This window comes from Micromonospora sp. DT53 (assembly GCF_049841535.1).
GTDB lineage: Bacteria > Actinomycetota > Actinomycetes > Mycobacteriales > Micromonosporaceae > Micromonospora.
This window is the reverse complement of sequence record NZ_JBNCKM010000001.1, coordinates 111,052-127,385: the sequence shown is the minus strand read 5'-3', so window position 1 is coordinate 127,385 and position 16,334 is coordinate 111,052. Positions and strand designations below refer to the sequence as shown.

The window sequence follows — 16,334 nt, the reverse complement described above, 5'->3', positions numbered from 1 at the left end:
CCGCCTGTAAAGAGCTTCAACCGTTTCGCGAGCAACTTTTGTCCGAAAGAACAAAAGCTACTAGTCGATCATGGAAAGAGTCACGGACAGCCCGTGGACCCTCGCCCGCAGTTCCATCGACGGACACGCAGACGCCCCGCCAGCCGATCCTCGGTGGCGGGGCGTTTCGAGCGGGACCGTCAGCGGCGACCCGCGGCGTTGCGCTTCTTGCGGAGCTTGCGATCGTCGCGCAACTCGACGTACGGCTCGTCGTCCACCGCGTGCCCGGCCGCGATCGCGCGGCCACGCTCCAACTCCGCGTCGAACTCAGCCCCGAGCAGGATCGCGATGTTGCTCAGCCACAGCCAGACCAGGAAGATGATCACCCCGGCCAGCGTCCCGTACGTCTTGTCGTACGAACCGAAGTTGCTCACGTAGAAGGCGAACAGGCCGGAGATCACCAGCCAGATCACCACGGCCAGCACGCCGCCCGGGCTGACCCAGCGGAAGCCGCCGTGCCGCGCGTTCGGCGAGGCCCAGTAGAGGATCGCGAACATCAGGCTGACCAGGATCAGCAGCACCGGCCACTTCGCCACGTCCCACACCGCGACCGCCGTCGAGCCGACCCCGATCACGTCACCCACCGACTCGGCGAGACGGCCGGTGAAGACCACGATCACCGCGCACACCAGCAGCAGCACGCCGATCACCGCGGTCACCCCGGCCCGGATCGGCAGTGTCTTCCAGATCGGCCGGCCTTCCGGCACGTCGTAGATGGTGTTGGACGCGCGCATGAACGCACCGACGTAGCCGGACGCGGACCAGAACGCGGCCAACAGACCGATGATCGCCGCGATGCTGGCCAGGCCGCCGTTCTGCTGGGCGGTGTTGATAGCGCCCTCGATGATCTTCTGGATGCTGTCGTTCGGCACCGCCTGGTTGACGGTGTCCTTGACGCCCTCGGTGGCGCTCTCGCCGAGCAGGCCGAGCAGGGAGATCAGCACCAGCAGGCCGGGGAAGATGGACAGCACCCCGTAGTAGGTCAGCGCGGCGGCCCAGTCGGTCAGGCTGTCGTCCTGGAATTCGGTGATCGTCCGGCGCATCGCCGCCTTCCAGCCACTGCCGGGCAGGTCGGTGGGGCTGTCCGGCCCCGCGTCGGGCCCGACCGGCGCGGTGGCCGGATCACGCTCACGCTGGGCGGAAGACTCGTCCGAGGTCATCGCCCCTCCTCCTGGTCGGCAGTGTCACCTCCGGACATGCCCCGTGGACGGGCGCGGATAACCCCTACTTGTAGAGCAACCTCGCCATTCGGCGAGAAGCCACCAGCAGACCGAGGGCCATCATCGCCAGCAGGTAGAGCACGTCGAGCAACCAGAGCCAGCCACCATCGCCCAGCGCGAGCCCGCGGACCAGGTGCACCGACCGGTACAGCGGGGTGATCTCGACGAGCCAGTGCAGCACTGTCGGGTAGGCCTGCGCCGGCACGAAGGTGCCGGAGAAGAGGAAGAGCGTGAACTGCGCGGAGGCGATCAGGTCGAAATCCTGCCAACTGCGCATGAGGGTGGAGATCGCCATGCCGAGCGCCCCGAACGCGAACCCGACAAGCACCGCGGCCGGGAGGGTGGTCAGCGCGCGGGAGACGCTTGTCAACTCCAGCGCGACCATCACAGCGAGAAACGCCGCCGAGTAGGCGCTCCCCCGCAGCATCGCCCAACCCAACTCGCCGAGGGCGATCTCGAACGGCCGTACCGGGGTGGCGATCACCCCGTCGTACAGCTTCATGTACTTCATCTTGCCGAAGAAGTTGAAAGTGGTTTCCGAGAGCGCCCCGGTCATCGCCGAGGAGGCGAGCATCGCCGGGGCCACGAACTCGGCGTACGAGACCAGCCGCCCGCCCGGCAACGGCAGGTCACCGACCAGCGCGCCGACGCCCACCCCGATGGACAGCAGGTAGAGCAACGGCTCCACGAAGCCGGAGAGCAGCAGCAGCCAGTAGACCGGCCTCAGCGCCGCGACGTTGCGTTCGAGCACCGACGCCGACCGCCGGGACGCGGCGGAGACGTCGACCAGCCGGGGCAGGATCAGCGTGACCACGAACTCTCCCTAGACGACGAGCTTGCGACGGAACGCGCGCACCGCCAGCAACCAGCCGGCGACCGCCCAGGCGGCCAGGTAGAGCAGGTGCCCGACGACCGACCACTGTGGGGCGGTGCCCAGCGTGACCGCGCGGCACAGGTCCACGGCGTGCCACAACGGCGTCACGTACGCCAGCCACCGCAGCGCGTCGGGCAACGACTCGACCGGAAAGAACACCCCGGCGAAGAGCGTCATCGGAATGACCGCGAACCGGAACAGCATCGCGAGCCAACTGTCGCTCGACACCGACGCGGCGTACGCGAAGGTCGGCGCGGCGACGGCCAGCCCGAGCAACGCCACCACCGGCAGGGTGACCACCGCCCATGGCGACCGCAACGCCCCGAACAACCCGGTGACCAGCAGGAACGCCGCGATCGTGGTGAGCACCCGAAACAGCACGAAGGCCAGGTGCCCGGCCACGATGTCAGCGACCCGCAGCGGCGACGCGCCCTGCGCGAAGTAGGTCTTGACCCACCGGAAGTTGCTGAACACCGGCCAGGTCGAGTCGCCGACTGTCACCTGGAGCGCGGTCGAGGCGATCAGCCCGGGGACCAGCCAGTCGAGGTAACGCACCCCGCCGACGCCCTGGTCGATGTAGGCGCCGACGCCGAACCCGAAGCCGAGGACCGTCAGCACCGGCAGCAGGAACGAGGAGAACACCCCGGCCCGCCAGGTGCGCCGCAGACCCACCAGGTAGTGCTCGAACACCGCGTACGCCGGCACCCGTGGGAACCGCACCGACCCCGCCGCACTCACCCGATCACCCCGCCCACCGCGCCGACCACCAGGACCTGTCTACCCCCGGGGTACGACAGACCGCCGGTCACCCTACGACGCCCCCGCCCGACGTGTCGCCGGGGTTTCACGTCGTCGCCCGGTCGCCCGGTCGCCCCGTTGCTCTTGATCGACTCGGCTTCCTGAAAGTCGGGGTGTCAGAGCGACCCCGATGCCCCGACTTCCTGAAAGCCGAGTGGATCTAGACGGCGGGGCCGCCAGTTATCGGCGGACCGGGTCGGAGTCGACGAACGCGCGCCACGCGTCGGGCGGGAAGACGAGCACCGGGCCGGTCGGGTCCTTGGAGTCGCGCACGGCCACCAGCCCGGGCAGGTTGGCGGCAACCTCCACACAGGCACCGCCGCTGCCGTTGCTGCGGGTGCTCTTGCGCCACCGGGCGCCGGTCAGCTCCATGTCTCCGCCACTTCCGCGATCAGGTCGAGGGACTGCTGCTGCGATAGTGCCTCACCCCGGATCGACTCCCACACCTCGACCATCTGCCGTACATACTCGACACGGTCGATCACCTGCCCGTGGCGCTGCCCGTCCAGGTAGACGACATCCTCACCGGTGGCGGCGGTGGCGATCACGAAGGGACCATCGAGCCCAGCGTACGCACCGGCGGACAGCGGCACGACCTGGATTCGCACCCGGGGCAGGGCCGAGCCGAGCTTCACCAGGTGACGCAACTGCTCGCGCATCACCTCCGGCCCGCCGATGCGTCGGCGCAGCGCGTACTCGTCGACGACCACGCTGAGCAACGGTGGCCGGTCCCGGGTGAGCACGCCCTGCCGGTCGAGCCGGGCGGTCACCTGCTGCTCGACCTCGTCCGCCGCGAAGAGCCCGGCCCCCGCCAGGATGGCGCGGGCGTAATCCTCGGTCTGCACCAGGCCCGGCACGTAGAGCGGCTCGAACCACCGCAGCGCGGTGGTCTCCTGCTCGACCCCGGCCCAGTCGCGGAACCACGGCACCACGGCCTCCCGGCTGATCCGCCGCTGGATGCGCTCGAAGCGACCGTCGGCCCCGAACACGGCGTCACACCGGCGGGCGAAGTCCAGGCTCGGCCGGCGCTCGGATGTCTCCACCTTGGCGACCAAAGCCCCGGAATAGCTCAACGCCTCGGCCAGCGCCGTCTGCGACATCCCACCGACGGCCCGAGCCAGCCGTAGCTCCTCCGCGAAGTGCTCCAGCATGGACGAACTCTCCACGGACAACCTCCGTACATTCCCGTACCGTGCCGAGCCGTTCGCCGTACGCGCTGGTCGTCGGCGTGCGGAACCTCCCACCGTAGTCGGATCCTCACCAGACTGTCACGCAGCGGAACCGCTCACGGGATCGGACGGCGGGCGGAACCAGGCCGGGAGCGCCCCGTGACCCCCCGGTCCGGGGCGCTCCCCACCCACCCGATGGAGGTTCCTTCGTGCGGCTCACCCGGTCGGCTCATGATGGTGGCGGGCGCTGATGCCCCGGTACCGTCCACACGTGGCGGCACGCCCGTCCTGGCGCTGCCGGGTCTGCGGCGCGGCATGGCCCTGCTCACCGGCCCGCTTGGCGCTGCTCGGCGAGTACCGCGAGGACCGGATCGGCCTGCTCGTCTACCTCGCCACGTTGCTCTATGAGGCGGCCGGGGACCTCGCCGGCCACGACCGACTGACCGACCGCTTCCTCACCTGGGCCAGAGCCCGTTGAACGGTGATCGTTGGCCGCTGGTCAGGCCGGTCGGTACGCGCGGACCAGCGCCTGCACGGCGTAACCGAGCAGCAGCACTCCCGCGCCGACGCCGACCACCAGACCGGCGGAGACCGCCGAGGCGAGGCCGGTGACGAGGCCCGCCGCCGCCACCAGGCACAGCGCGCCACCGAGCGGACGAAGCAGCGGGTCCCGCAGGAGTGGGGCGAGCGGGAAGAAGTGCAGACCTACCACCAGGCAGACCAGCACCGGAACGTACTCGGACCAGTCGGCGGCGACCAGCACGGCGGCACCCAGCCCGGCGGCGGCGAACTCGGCGACGACGATGAGCAGGTACGGGCGGTCGGCCGCCCGGTCCCGAGGGCTGCCGACCCGCCGCAGTCGGGCGGACAGCACGCCACCCAGCACGGCGGTGAGCAGCGCGACGATGCTGCCCACCACGAGCAGGGCGCGCAGCGGTTGCTCCGCCGCCGGCACACTGAACCAGACCATCGCGAAAATGCCCAGGTAGAGGGCGGTGAGCCCGGCCTGACGTCGGTTGGCGGTCACCAGATCAGACATGAAACTCCCCCGGGGTACGACAAGCCGCCGGTCACCCTACGGCGACCCAGTCGATCTTGTCGCCTGGGTTTCGCCGCGCCCTCGTCTTCGCCGCCAGTCCAGGCCCCGCCGAACGTCCGGTCCCCTTGATCCACTCGGATTTCAGGAAGTCGGGGTGTCCGCCTCGCCGTAACACCCCGACTTCCTGAAAACGGAGTGGATCTTCGGCGGGTCCGGGGCGATATGACGGAAATGTCGCGGGGCTGAGCCGCCAACTGTCCGCTTGGCCCGTCAGTCGACCAGGGTGCGGCCGGTCAGGTGCAGGAAGACGTCCTCCAGGCCGCTGCGCCGCACCAGCACGTTCGCCGGTTGGAGCCCCGACGCGGTGACCTCGGCAACCGCCGCGTCGCCGTCGGGCACGTAGAGCAGGACCCGGTCAGGCAACACCTCGACCCGCTCCCCCAGCCCGTCGAGCTTGCGGGCGTTCGGCTCCTGCGACTCGGCGGCGAAGCGCAGCTCGACAACCTCGCGGGTCGAGTGCTGCTCGATCAACGCCCGGGGCGAGCCCTCCGCGACGATCCGGCCGCCGTCCATCACCACCAGGCGGTCACAGAGCTGCTCGGCCTCGTCCATGTAGTGCGTGGTGAGCACCAGCGTGACGCCCTGCTGCTTGAGCCGGAACAGCCGCTCCCACACCAGGTGCCGGGCCTGCGGGTCGAGCCCGGTGGTCGGCTCGTCGAGCAACACGATCTCCGGATCGTTGACAAGCGCGCGGGCGATGGTCAGCCGACGCTTCATCCCACCCGACAACGGCTCGACCCTACTGTCGGCCCGCTCGGTGAGCTGGACGAAGTCGAGCAACTCGTCGGCCCGCTCCCGGGCCGCCCGGCGGGAGATGCCGAAGTAGCGGGCGTAGACGGTCAGGTTTTCCCGGACGGTCAGCTCCGGATCGAGATTGTCCAGCTGCGGGCAGACACCGAGGCGCGCCCGGATCGCCGGCCCGTCAGCCACCGGATCCAGGTCGAGGATGCGCAGCTCACCCCCGCTGGGCGGGGAGGTGCAGCCGACCATCCGCATGGTGGACGACTTGCCCGCGCCGTTGGGCCCGAGGAAGCCGAACGCCTCACCCGGGCGCACCTCGACATCGATGCCGTCCACGGCGGTGAAGTCGCCGAACCGCTTCACCAGCCCGCGAGCCTGAATCAGTGGTCGCCCCGAAGTCACCGACCGACCCTAGCGGCCACGTCCGACACCCCACCACATCGATCTTGCAGTTCCGGTCGCTGAAATGCGGGGAAACGCTCCCAATGTCGGGGCAGAAAGTGCAAGATCGCCGCAGCGGGGCACGGGTCAGACGTCGGCCGGTGCGGTGGCGGCGCGGGCCACGCCGACCAGCCGATCGGTTTCGGCGAGCAGGGCCTCGTCGTCCGCCGGAGTGCCGGGGTCGAGTCGGACCGTCCAGGTCAGACCGTCGACCCCGGCCACGCGCCGGGCCGCGACCCGCGCGGCGCCGCCGGGCACCGGCTGGTGCTCGGTGTACGCGACCGAGTGCGTCACCCGGGCCCGTACCTGGTGGGGCAGTTCACCCGGGTCGAGCAGCAGGTACGTCTCGGCCGGACCGTCGACGACCACCGTGTAGCCGTCCCGCTCGGCGACGGGCTCGGCGAGTGTGACGGTCAGCTCCCGTCCGGACCAGACCGCCTTGAGGATGGTGTGCCAGCCGAGCCGCTGCCCTCGACCGGGCAGCCACAACCCGAGGTTGGTGGCGACCACCACCCCGTCGCCCTCGCCGTTGCCGGCGGCGGCCCACGCCAGCACCCGCTCGTCGGCGGTCAGCGGCGGCCGGTCGGCCGGCGGAAGCTTCGGCTTGCGGCTGAACAGTCCCATCTAGAGGCCTCCCGCAGCCTGCTCGCGCAACGCCCGGGCGTGCTGCTCCAGGGACAGCAGCTCACCGAAGGCGGCGAAGTACTCGTCCTTGTTGTTCACCGGGTTGATCCGCTGGATGCGTGACTTGAGGTCCCGGACCCGGGCGGTCACCGACCCGAACTGCACCCGAGCCATGGTGATCGACACGTAGCGCGGGTCCGGTTCGCCGTCGATCCGCAGTGGTTCGACGGCCAACTCACCGACAAGCGCCGCGGACGCCAGGTCGTCGCAGGCGTCCCGGACCGACTCGATCCAGACCGCGCCGCCGGTCGCCGACGCGGCGCCACCGGCCGCCGCGATGGCCGTACGCACCGCGACGTGCACCGGGTGGCGGTATTCGGTGGCCTCGACCGCGTCGAACATCGGCCCGGCCAGGACCGGCTGCTGGAGGGCGAGTTTGAGCGCCTCCCGTTCGACCATCGACTGCGGGCTGTCCAGTGCCGGCTCGGGGCGGGCCGAGGCCGGCCGGGCGGCGGGGGCCGTGTCGCGGGCGTCGCGGGTGCCGGGCGGCGGGGTGTTGCCGGCGGCGAGCACCGCCCGCTGCACCGGCTCGATCTCCATGCCGAGGTCCATGGCGAGCTTGCGGACGTACTCTGGGCGCTTCTCCCGGTCTTTCAGTCGCGCGACCAGCGGCGCGGCGTGGCGCATGGCCTCGACCCGGCCGTCGACGGTGTCCAGGTCGAAGCGGCTGATCACGTGTCGCAGCGCGAAGTCGACAAGCGGCTCACGGCGGGCGACCAGATCACGCACCGCCAGGTCGCCCTTGGCCAGCCGCAGGTCACACGGGTCCATGTTGTCCGGGCTGACCGCGATGAACGTGCGCCCGACGAAGCGCTGATCGTCTTCGAAGGCGCGCAACGCGGCCTTCTGCCCGGCGGCGTCGCCGTCAAAGGTGAAGATGATCTCGCCGGCCACCTCGTCGCTGTCGAACAGGAGCCGACGCAGGACCGAGATGTGGTCCGCGGCGAAGGCCGTGCCGCAGGTCGCCACCGCCGTGGTCACCCCGGCGAGGTGGCAGGCCATCACGTCGGTGTAACCCTCGACGATCACCGCTCGGCCCTGCTTGGCGATCTCCCGTTTGGCCTGGTCGATGCCGTAGAGCACGTGCGACTTCTTGTAGATCGGCGTCTCGGGGGTGTTCAGGTACTTCGGGCCGTCGTCGTCATCGAAGAGCTTGCGCGCGCCGAAGCCGATCACGTCACCGGCGAGGTCGCGGATCGGCCAGAGCAGCCGTCGGCGGAACCTGTCGATCAGGGTGCCGGAGCGGGACTCCCGGGACAGCCCGGCGGTGACCAGCTCCTGGTGGGTGAAGCCCTGCTGGCGCAGGTGCTTGGTGAGCAGGTCCCAACCGTCCGGCGCGAAGCCACAGCCGTAACGCTCGGCGGCGGCCCGGTCGAAGCCCCGTCGCGCCAGGAACTCCCGTGCCGGCCGCGCGCCGGCGGTACTCAGTTGCGCGCGGTAGAACTCGACGGCGGCGGCGTGCGCGGCGACCAGGCGCTGCCGCTGACCCTGCTGCGGGCGGGGACGCGGGGTGCCCTTGTCGTCCTCGATGTAGCGCAGCTGGATGCCGACGCGGCCGGCCAGCCGCTCGACGGACTCCACGAAGCTGAGGTGGTCGGCGTCCATCAGGAACTTGATCGCGTCGCCGCCGGCCCCGCAGCCGAAGCAGTACCAGACGTTGCGGGCCGGAGACACGTTGAACGACGGACTCTTCTCGTCGTGGAACGGGCACAGGCCCTTGAGGTTGCCGCCGCCGGCGGACTTCAGGGTGACCGTCTCGGAGATCACATCCCCGATCGAGGTGCGTTCCCGGACCAGTGCGATGTCCTCGTCCCGGATCCGCCCAGCCATGCGCCACCCCCTCGCCGTACATCCTGCCCTGCCGGACCGACGACACGCCGGCCGGGGGACGCCGGTGTGGCGGCGACCGCTGCCGGCTGCGCGATTCCGGCCCGGGGGCCGGGCCCGCGCGGGGACCATGACCAGATGCGCAGGGTACGGACCGCCGGCCCCCACGTGCCGCGATGGTTCGGCGCGTGGTTGGGGCTACGCGGCCAGGCCCCGCAGACGGACGAGGCCGGCCACCGGCACGCCACCTGGCTGGAGCTCTTCCTCGACCTCATCTTCGTGTACGCGCTGGCGGCGGTGGTCGCCCGGCTGGGCAGCGACCCGACCCCGTCGCCGACGGCCGTGCTGGCGGTGATCGGGCTCTTCGTGGTGGTCCAGTGGGCCTGGGTGGGGCAGGTCTTCTACGACACCCGGTTCGACCCGGACGACGCGCTGCACCGGCTGCTGGTGCTGATCGCGTTGGTCGGCGCGGGCGCGATGACGCTCGGCGTGGACGAGGTGCCGGAGAGCGTGCTCCTGCCGGTCGGGTACCTGATCGTGCGGGGCGTGCTGCTCCTGCTGTACCTGCGCGCCCGGCCGACCAGCCCGATGGCCCGCCTGGTGACGACCATCTACCTGATCGGCTTCGGTTCGGGCTGGCTGATCTGGCTGGTGTCGCTGACCCTCCCCGCCGGCCGGCGCCCGACGCTGTGGGTGATCGCGATGGTCATCGAACTGGCCACGCCCTGGGTCGGCGCGCGCTGGCTCAACCGCTGGCCGGTGGACAACCGGCACCTGCCGGAACGGATCGGGCAGTTCACCATCATCGTGCTGGGTAGCGCGCTGGCCAGCCTGCTCTTCGCCGTGCCGGACCACCCCCCGCCACACATGATCCTCACCGCCGCGATGGCGTTCCTGATCCCGGCCGCCGTCTGGTGGGTCTACACCACATTCGTCACCACCCGACTCCTCCAGAGCCGCCTGCGGGGCGGGCAGGCATACAGCTATCTGCACATCCCGCTCGGCGGCGCACTGCTGCTGCTCGGCTGGGCGCTCGGGCAGGTGGTCCGGCTGGTCGACGACAACGCGAACCGACTGCCGCTGGAGTTGCGGCTGCTGCTGGGCGCCTCGATGGTGGTCTGGACGGCCTGCGGGCTCGCCCTGTACTGGCTGTGGACCCGACCGAGCGCCGCCCGGTTGGCGATCGCCGCCTACGGGGTGGTCTCGGTCAGCCTGATCACCGGGACGGTGCACCAGCCGAAGCTGATGCTGTCGCTGCTCGCCCTGGCGGTCGTCGGGTACGCCGTCCTGCTCAGCCGACGGCTGTCCCGGGCCGGCAAGGAGACGAGCACGCCCGAGGGATGACCGGCGCTCAGGCCGCCGCGACAGCTACCTCCTCGGCCGCCACCTGCTGGTTCCAGTCGGCCTTGGTGGAGCGCCAACCCTCGTCGTCCATGCCGCGCCGCCAGTAGCCGGAGATGGAGAGCCGGTCGAGGGGTATGCCCCGCTCGCCGCGCAGCAGCCGGCGCAGCTCCCGGACGAAGGCGGCCTCGCCGTGCACGAACGCGTGCACCTGGCCAGCCGGGAACTCCAACGCCCGCACCGCCGCGACCAGCGCCTCGCCCACCGGACGGTCGCCGCGATGCAGCCAGGTCAGCTCGACCGCACCGGGGCTGAGCAGCTTCTGCTCGTCCGCCGGGTCGGCGATCTCCACGAAGACGTGGGCTCGGGCGCCCAGCGGCAGGCGCTCCAACGCGGCGGCGATCGCCGGCAGGGCACTCTCGTCACCGACCAGCAGATGCCAGTCCGCGTCCGGGCTCGGGGCGTACGCGCCGCCAGGGCCGACGAAGTGCACCGGATCACCGGGGCGCAGCGCGGCGGCCCACGGGCCGGCCAACCCCTCGTCGCCGTGGTACACCACGTCGACGGTCAGCTCCCCGGCCAGCGGATCCCAGCGCCGCACGGTGTACGCGCGCAGCCGGGGCCACTGCTCCCTGGGCAGGTCGCGGCGGATCGCGGCGAGGTCCAGCGGCTGCGGGTACGCGACACCCGGCTGCGGGAACACCACCTTGATGTAGTGGTCGGTGAACTCGCCCACCGGCAGGCCGACCAGGTCGTCCCCACCGAGGACGAGCCGGATCAGGTGCGGGGTGGGCCGCTCGGTGCGCAGCACCCGGGCCGAGGTGACGTTCCTGGGGCGTTCCGTCATGTCGCTTAGGTTAGCCTAAGCTGGCTCGTGATCAGTCAGGGGTGTCCGCTTGCCGACCAGTCGGGTGTGCCAGGTCACCGCCGCCGGGTCGGTGAGCGAGGCCACCTGGTCGATCACCACCCGCAGTCGGGCCTTGTCGTCCGGTGCGGCCCGCCACAGCGGGGCGAAGATCGGATCGAGCCCCTCCGGGGCGCTCCGGACCAGCGCGGCGACCACCTCGGCCAGCATCGTGCGCTGCCGCTCGTAGCGACCCCGGAAACCACTGCGACGCATCACGTATCGCAACGCGATGCCCTTGAGCAGGGCGCACTGCGCCCGGACCAGTCGGGGCACCACCAGGTCGGCGCCGTAGCGCCGGTGCGGGCCCGGACCGAAGCGCTCCTCCGTGGCAGCCACCGCCGCCGACACGAACAACCCGGTCACCCCACTGGTGGTGGCCTTCAGCGCGACCTGAGCGCGATGACTGCCGTCGTACCCGGCGAACGGGGCGAGCAGCGGACCCGTCAGCAGATCGACGAGCACCTCGGCCAGGTCCGACGCGGACTCCCCGGAGTAGGCGGCGGCCACGTCGGCGCACAGCGCGGCCCGCTCGTCGGCGTCGGTGAGCAGCGGACGCAACGTGACGTAGCCACCGTGGATGCCGTCCTCCACGTCGTGCACCGAGTACGCGACGTCGTCCGCCCAGTCCATCACCTGGGCCTCCAGGCAGCGCCGGTCGCCGGGCGCACCGGCCCGGATCCAGTCGAAGACGGCCGCGTCGTCGGCGTACACCCCGAACTTGCGCTCCCCGGGCCGCCGCCGCCAGGGGTACTTGCCGATCGCGTCGAGCGACGCCCGGGTCAGGTTCAACCCCGCGGACGAGCCGTCCGGGGCCAGCACCTTCGCCTCCAGGCGGGTCAACACCCGCAGGGTCTGCGCGTTGCCCTCGAAACCACCGCACGGCGTGGCGAGCAGGTCCAGGGCAGCCTCACCGTTGTGCCCGAACGGCGGGTGCCCCAGGTCGTGCGCGAGCCCCGCGACGTCCACCACATCCGGGTCGCAGCCCAGCCGGGCACCCATCTCCCGCGCGATCTGAGCCACCTCCAGCGAATGGGTCAGCCGCGTACGCAGGAAGTCGTCAGTGCCGGCGGTGTGCACCTGGGTCTTGGTGGCCAGCCGGCGAAACGCCGCCGAGTGCAGCACCCGGGCCCGGTCGCGCTCGTACGGCGACCGGCGATGCCCGGTGTCCTTGGGCGGCTCCTCGACCAACCGCGCGTCCGCCGCCCACGGCTCACTCCTCGCGCTCACGCAGCCACCGCTGTTCGCGACTGCGGGGCTCGCAAGACCGGCTCACTCCTCGCGCTCACGCAACACGCAGAACTCGTTGCCTTCGGGATCACTCAGCACCGTCCAGTCGACCTCACCCTGACCGATGTCGACGTGCCGCGCGCCCATGTCGACCAGGCGCTCGACCTCGGCCTCCTGGTTGGCGGGGCGCAGGTCGAGGTGCAGTCGGTTCTTGCGCTCCTTGCCGTCGGCCACCGGGCCGAAGAACAATGCGGGCGACTGGTCCGGGGACTGGCGGATCTCCACGCCGCTCGGAGTCTCGGTGACGACCTGATAGCCGAGCGCCTCGGCCCACCAACGGGCCAGTCGGGCCGGATCGCGGGCGTCGACAGTCAGGCTCTCCCAGACACTTGTCATGCAGTCACCTCTTCCCGTTCGACGCGGCGCCCAATCGGCCGTGTACGAGCGAGCCAAGATTACGCCCGCCCCCGACGCCCGACGCGCTCACGACGCATCGACGAATGGCACAACCACCGATTGGCCCGCAGTTGCCAACCGATTGCCGAGGGTTACGGGCTCGCGGTCGGAAGTGGCCAGCGGTAGCGTTCCCAGCGCGGAACGTGACCAGCCGACTGACACGCCGAGCAGACCGGAGGGGCAACGCTCGTGGACGCAGACACGGTGATGGGAACGGAGCTACGCGGGCTGCGCCAACGCCGACCCGACATCGCCGGGACGGTGCTGGCGGGCACCGACGGGCTGCTCATCTCCAGCGACCTGCCCAACACCGACGCCACCCACCTCGCCGCGCTCGCCGCCGCGAGTTTCGGGCTCGGTCACCGGGTGGCCGACACCGTCCGGCAGGGTGAGTTCCGGGAGTCCGTCGTGTGCACCACCGCCGGCTGCGTGGTGACCTACCCGGCCGGGCGCAGCGCTCTGCTGACCCTCGTCACCGTGTCGGCGGCGGGGGATCTGGAGGCGCTGCACGAGGAGGCGCGGGCGGTGGCCCGCCGAGCGGGCTCGTTGCTGGACGTTCGCGGCGGGGGCATCGGCGCGACAGCCGTGCCGGACGCGCACGCCCCGCTGGCCACGCGTACCCCGATGGCGACCCTGCCGGCGCAGTTGCGCCGCTCGTCCCGACCCACCTGGCGTCGTCCGCCGATCTGAGCGTCGGCGGCGGCCGGGTGACCGGGCCGCCGCCGACGTGCGTCAGCGACTGTCCGACCCGCCGCTCTCCGCGACCGCCCGACCGGCCTCCAGCCGCGCCACCGGCACCCGGAACGGCGAACAGGACACGTAGTCCAGGCCGACCTCGTGGAAGAAGTGCACCGAGTCCGGGTCGCCACCGTGCTCACCGCAGATGCCGAGCTTCAGCCCGGGCCGGGCGGCCCGGCCCTCCTCGGCGGCGATCCGCACGAGCCGACCGACGCCGTCGCGGTCGATCGACTCGAACGGCGAGATGCCAAAGATGCCCAGCTCCAGGTAACGCCAGAAGAACGCGCCCTCGACGTCGTCGCGGGAGAAGCCCCAACCCATCTGGGTCAGGTCGTTCGTGCCGAAGGAGAAGAACTCGGCGGCCTCGGCGATCTGCCCGGCGGTCAGCGCCGCCCGGGGCACCTCGATCATGGTGCCGATCAGCACCTCGACACCGCTGTCCCCGACCACCTCGGCGATGATCTTCTCGGCCTCGGCGCGTACCGTCTCCAGCTCCTGCACCGCCCCGACCAGCGGCACCATGATCTCCGGCTTGGCCACGCCACCGTTACGGGCGCAACTGACCGCCGCCTCGGCGATGGCCCGGACCTGCATGGCGAACAGGCCGGGGATGACCAGGCCGAGGCGGACGCCCCGCAGCCCGAGCATCGGGTTCTCCTCGTGCATCCGCCGAACGGCGGCGAGCAGCGCCTCCTCCTTGGCCACGTCCTCGCCGCGTTCCTGGGCGACCGCCACGTTGACGGCGAGCTGCTCCAGCGGCGGCAGGAACTCGTGCAACGGCGGGTCGATCAGCCGGACGGTGACCGGCAGCCCGTCCATCTCGCGGAAGATCTCCTCGAAGTCGGCCCGCTGCAACGGCAGCAGTGCCTCCAGCGCCGCCTCCCGCTCGTCCGCGGCGCGCGCCAGGATCAGCCGCTCGACCAGCTCCCGCCGGTCGCCGAGGAACATGTGCTCGGTGCGGCACAGCCCGATGCCCTCGGCACCGAAGCGCCGGGCACGGGCGGCGTCCGCGCCGGTGTCGGCGTTCGTCCGGACCGCCAGCCGCCGCTTCCCGTCGGCGTGCGTCATGATCCGGTGTACGGCCCGGACCAGCGCGTTGTCGATGTGCTCGGGGTCGAGGCTGCCCTCGAAGTACTGCACGACCTCGGAGGGCATCACCGGCACCTCGCCCAGGTAGACCTTGCCGGTGGTGCCGTCGATGGAGACGACATCGCCCTCGTTGACGGTCTGCCCGGCCACGGTGAACCGTTTCGCCGGCACGTTCACCTCGATCGCGTCGGCGCCGGAGACGCAGGTCTTGCCCATGCCCCGGGCCACCACCGCGGCGTGGCTGGTCTTGCCGCCGCGCGAGGTGAGGATGCCCTTCGCGGCGATCATGCCGTTCAGGTCGTCCGGGTTGGTCTCCCGGCGCACCAGGATCACCGACTTCCCCTCGGCGGCCAGCTCGACGGCCCGGGCGGAGGTGAAGACCACGGTGCCGGACGCCGCGCCGGGCGATGCGCCGATGCCCTTGGCGACCGGCTGGAACTCGTGGTCGAGTTGGAAGCGCGGGAACATCAGCTGGGCCAGTTGCGCGCCGTTGACCCGGTGCAGCGCCTCGTCCAGGTCGATAAGGCCCTCGTCGACGAGTTGCCCGGCGATGACGAACGCGGCGGCGGCGGTGCGCTTGCCGACCCGGGTCTGCAACATCCACAGCTTGCCGCGTTCGATGGTGAACTCGATGTCGCACAGGTCTTTGTAGTGCTCCTCCAGCCGGGCCATGATGCCGAGCAGCTCGTCGTAGGAGGACTTGTCGAGCTGCTCCAACTCCTGCAACGGCACGGTGTTGCGGATGCCGGCGACAACGTCCTCACCCTGGGCGTTGGCCAGGTAGTCGCCGTAGATGCCCTGCGCGCCGCTGGCCGGGTCGCGGGTGAACGCGACGCCGGTGCCGGAGTCGGGCCCCAGGTTGCCGAAGACCATCGTCACCACGTTTACCGCGGTGCCGAGGTCGGCCGGGATGCGCTCCTGGCGGCGGTAGAGCACCGCGCGCTCGGCGTTCCACGACTCGAAGACCGCCCGGATGGCCAGGTCGAGCTGTTCGCGTGGCTGCTGCGGGAACTCCCGACCGGTGTGCTTCAAGAAGATCTTCTTGTACGCGTCGACAAGCCCACGCAGGTCGTCGGCGTCCAGATCCAGGTCGTTGTGGGTGCCCTTGGCGTTCTTGGCCTCGTCCAGCGCGTGCTCGAACTCCTCGCCCGGCACCTCGCAGACGGTCTTGCCGAACATCTGGATGAGCCGCCGGTAGGAGTCCCAGGCGAACCTGTCGTTCCCTCCGGCCTGTGCGGAGAGCCCGACCACGCTCTGGTCGTTGAGACCGACGTTGAGGACGGTCTCCATCATGCCGGGCATGGAGAACTTGGCACCGGAGCGGACGGAGACCAGCAGTGGGTCCCGCGGGTCGCCGAGGCGCTTGCCCATCTCGCGCTCCAGCGCTTCCAGGTGCGCCTCGATCTGGCCGGCGAGCCCATCCGGCTCCCGTCCCGTCGCGAGGTACGCCTGGCACGCCTCGGTGGTGATGGTGAAGCCGGGCGGGACGGGCAGGCCCAGGTTGGTCATCTCGGCGAGGTTCGCTCCCTTGCCGCCGAGCAACTCCTTGAGTTCCTTGTTGCCTTCGGAGAAGTCGTAGACGTACTTGTGATCGACGGTCTCTTGCGCTGCCACCAGAGCCTCCACACAACACACGCGCCGGATTGACACTTAACGAAGGTTCAGTTTTCTTCTTCCCCGGGAC

At 70.8% G+C, this 16,334-nt stretch carries 15 protein-coding genes and 1 pseudogene; 3 read left to right on the top strand and 13 right to left on the bottom strand.

Annotation, left to right across the window (positions count from 1 at the left end; translation table 11 throughout):
• Positions 1-179: 179 nt before the first annotated feature.
• The 5 genes from ACLQ3B_RS00640 to ACLQ3B_RS00620 form a co-directional block, all read right to left on the bottom strand.
• The gene (locus ACLQ3B_RS00640) at positions 180-1,199 is read right to left on the bottom strand and encodes a YihY/virulence factor BrkB family protein (RefSeq protein WP_425776392.1); all 1,020 of its coding nucleotides are present in this window, start codon (positions 1,197-1,199) and stop codon (positions 180-182) included.
• Between the two features lie 64 nt (positions 1,200-1,263).
• Positions 1,264-2,073, bottom strand: coding sequence for an ABC transporter permease (locus ACLQ3B_RS00635; protein ID WP_425776390.1), 810 nt, complete (start codon positions 2,071-2,073; stop codon positions 1,264-1,266).
• Positions 2,074-2,082: 9 nt separating this feature from the next.
• Positions 2,083-2,871: an ABC transporter permease gene (locus ACLQ3B_RS00630; protein ID WP_425776388.1), complete on the bottom strand. Its 789-nt coding sequence runs from the start codon at positions 2,869-2,871 to the stop codon at positions 2,083-2,085.
• Positions 2,872-3,111: 240 nt separating this feature from the next.
• On the bottom strand, positions 3,112-3,303 hold the full coding sequence (locus tag ACLQ3B_RS00625; RefSeq protein ID WP_425776386.1) for a DUF397 domain-containing protein: 192 nt from the start codon (positions 3,301-3,303) through the stop codon (positions 3,112-3,114).
• The gene (locus ACLQ3B_RS00620) at positions 3,294-4,097 is read right to left on the bottom strand and encodes a helix-turn-helix domain-containing protein (RefSeq protein WP_425776384.1); all 804 of its coding nucleotides are present in this window, start codon (positions 4,095-4,097) and stop codon (positions 3,294-3,296) included. The genes ACLQ3B_RS00625 and ACLQ3B_RS00620 overlap by 10 nt, the downstream gene beginning before the upstream one ends.
• 274 nt (positions 4,098-4,371) lie before the next feature.
• Between ACLQ3B_RS00620 and ACLQ3B_RS00615 the strand changes: the two genes are divergently transcribed.
• Positions 4,372-4,578, top strand: coding sequence for a flavin reductase (locus ACLQ3B_RS00615; RefSeq protein WP_425776383.1), 207 nt, complete (start codon positions 4,372-4,374; stop codon positions 4,576-4,578).
• Positions 4,579-4,599: 21 nt separating this feature from the next.
• Here ACLQ3B_RS00615 and ACLQ3B_RS00610 read toward each other — a convergent pair whose 3' ends face one another.
• The 4 genes and pseudogenes from ACLQ3B_RS00610 to dnaG all read right to left on the bottom strand — a co-directional run bounded on the left by ACLQ3B_RS00610 (position 4,600) and on the right by dnaG (position 8,917).
• Positions 4,600-5,139: a hypothetical protein gene (locus ACLQ3B_RS00610; protein WP_425776381.1), complete on the bottom strand. Its 540-nt coding sequence runs from the start codon at positions 5,137-5,139 to the stop codon at positions 4,600-4,602.
• Between the two features lie 270 nt (positions 5,140-5,409).
• A complete protein-coding gene (locus tag ACLQ3B_RS00605) occupies positions 5,410-6,342 on the bottom strand; it encodes an ABC transporter ATP-binding protein (RefSeq protein ID WP_425776379.1) in 933 nt (310 codons plus the stop codon).
• A 126-nt stretch (positions 6,343-6,468) separates the two neighbouring features.
• Entirely contained in the window at positions 6,469-7,005 is a 537-nt protein-coding gene (locus tag ACLQ3B_RS00600) for a hypothetical protein (RefSeq protein WP_425776377.1), read from the bottom strand.
• Positions 7,006-8,917 (bottom strand): annotated as a pseudogene (dnaG, locus tag ACLQ3B_RS00595) (DNA primase). It lies immediately after the preceding gene.
• A gap of 113 nt (positions 8,918-9,030) precedes the next feature.
• Between dnaG and ACLQ3B_RS00590 the strand changes: the two are divergent.
• Positions 9,031-10,236: a low temperature requirement protein A gene (locus ACLQ3B_RS00590; protein WP_425776375.1), complete on the top strand. Its 1,206-nt coding sequence runs from the start codon at positions 9,031-9,033 to the stop codon at positions 10,234-10,236.
• 7 nt (positions 10,237-10,243) lie between these two features.
• Here ACLQ3B_RS00590 and ACLQ3B_RS00585 read toward each other — a convergent pair whose 3' ends face one another.
• From ACLQ3B_RS00585 to ACLQ3B_RS00575, 3 genes are read right to left on the bottom strand one after another with little or no spacing between them, the layout of a single operon-like run.
• Positions 10,244-11,080: a siderophore-interacting protein gene (locus tag ACLQ3B_RS00585; RefSeq protein ID WP_425776373.1), complete on the bottom strand. Its 837-nt coding sequence runs from the start codon at positions 11,078-11,080 to the stop codon at positions 10,244-10,246.
• A 15-nt stretch (positions 11,081-11,095) separates the two neighbouring features.
• Entirely contained in the window at positions 11,096-12,367 is a 1,272-nt protein-coding gene (locus ACLQ3B_RS00580; protein WP_425776371.1) for a deoxyguanosinetriphosphate triphosphohydrolase, read from the bottom strand.
• 42 nt (positions 12,368-12,409) lie between these two features.
• Complete coding sequence (locus ACLQ3B_RS00575; RefSeq protein WP_425776369.1) at positions 12,410-12,763, bottom strand: VOC family protein; 354 nt, start codon at positions 12,761-12,763, stop codon at positions 12,410-12,412.
• 249 nt (positions 12,764-13,012) lie between these two features.
• On the opposite strand from ACLQ3B_RS00575, the gene ACLQ3B_RS00570 reads away from it, so the two are divergent.
• Complete coding sequence (locus ACLQ3B_RS00570; RefSeq protein WP_425776367.1) at positions 13,013-13,513, top strand: roadblock/LC7 domain-containing protein; 501 nt, start codon at positions 13,013-13,015, stop codon at positions 13,511-13,513.
• A gap of 42 nt (positions 13,514-13,555) precedes the next feature.
• On the opposite strand, the gene ppdK is transcribed toward ACLQ3B_RS00570, so the two are convergent.
• The gene (gene ppdK, locus ACLQ3B_RS00565) at positions 13,556-16,264 is read right to left on the bottom strand and encodes a pyruvate, phosphate dikinase (RefSeq protein ID WP_425776365.1); all 2,709 of its coding nucleotides are present in this window, start codon (positions 16,262-16,264) and stop codon (positions 13,556-13,558) included.
• Between the last annotated feature and the right edge of the window lie 70 nt (positions 16,265-16,334).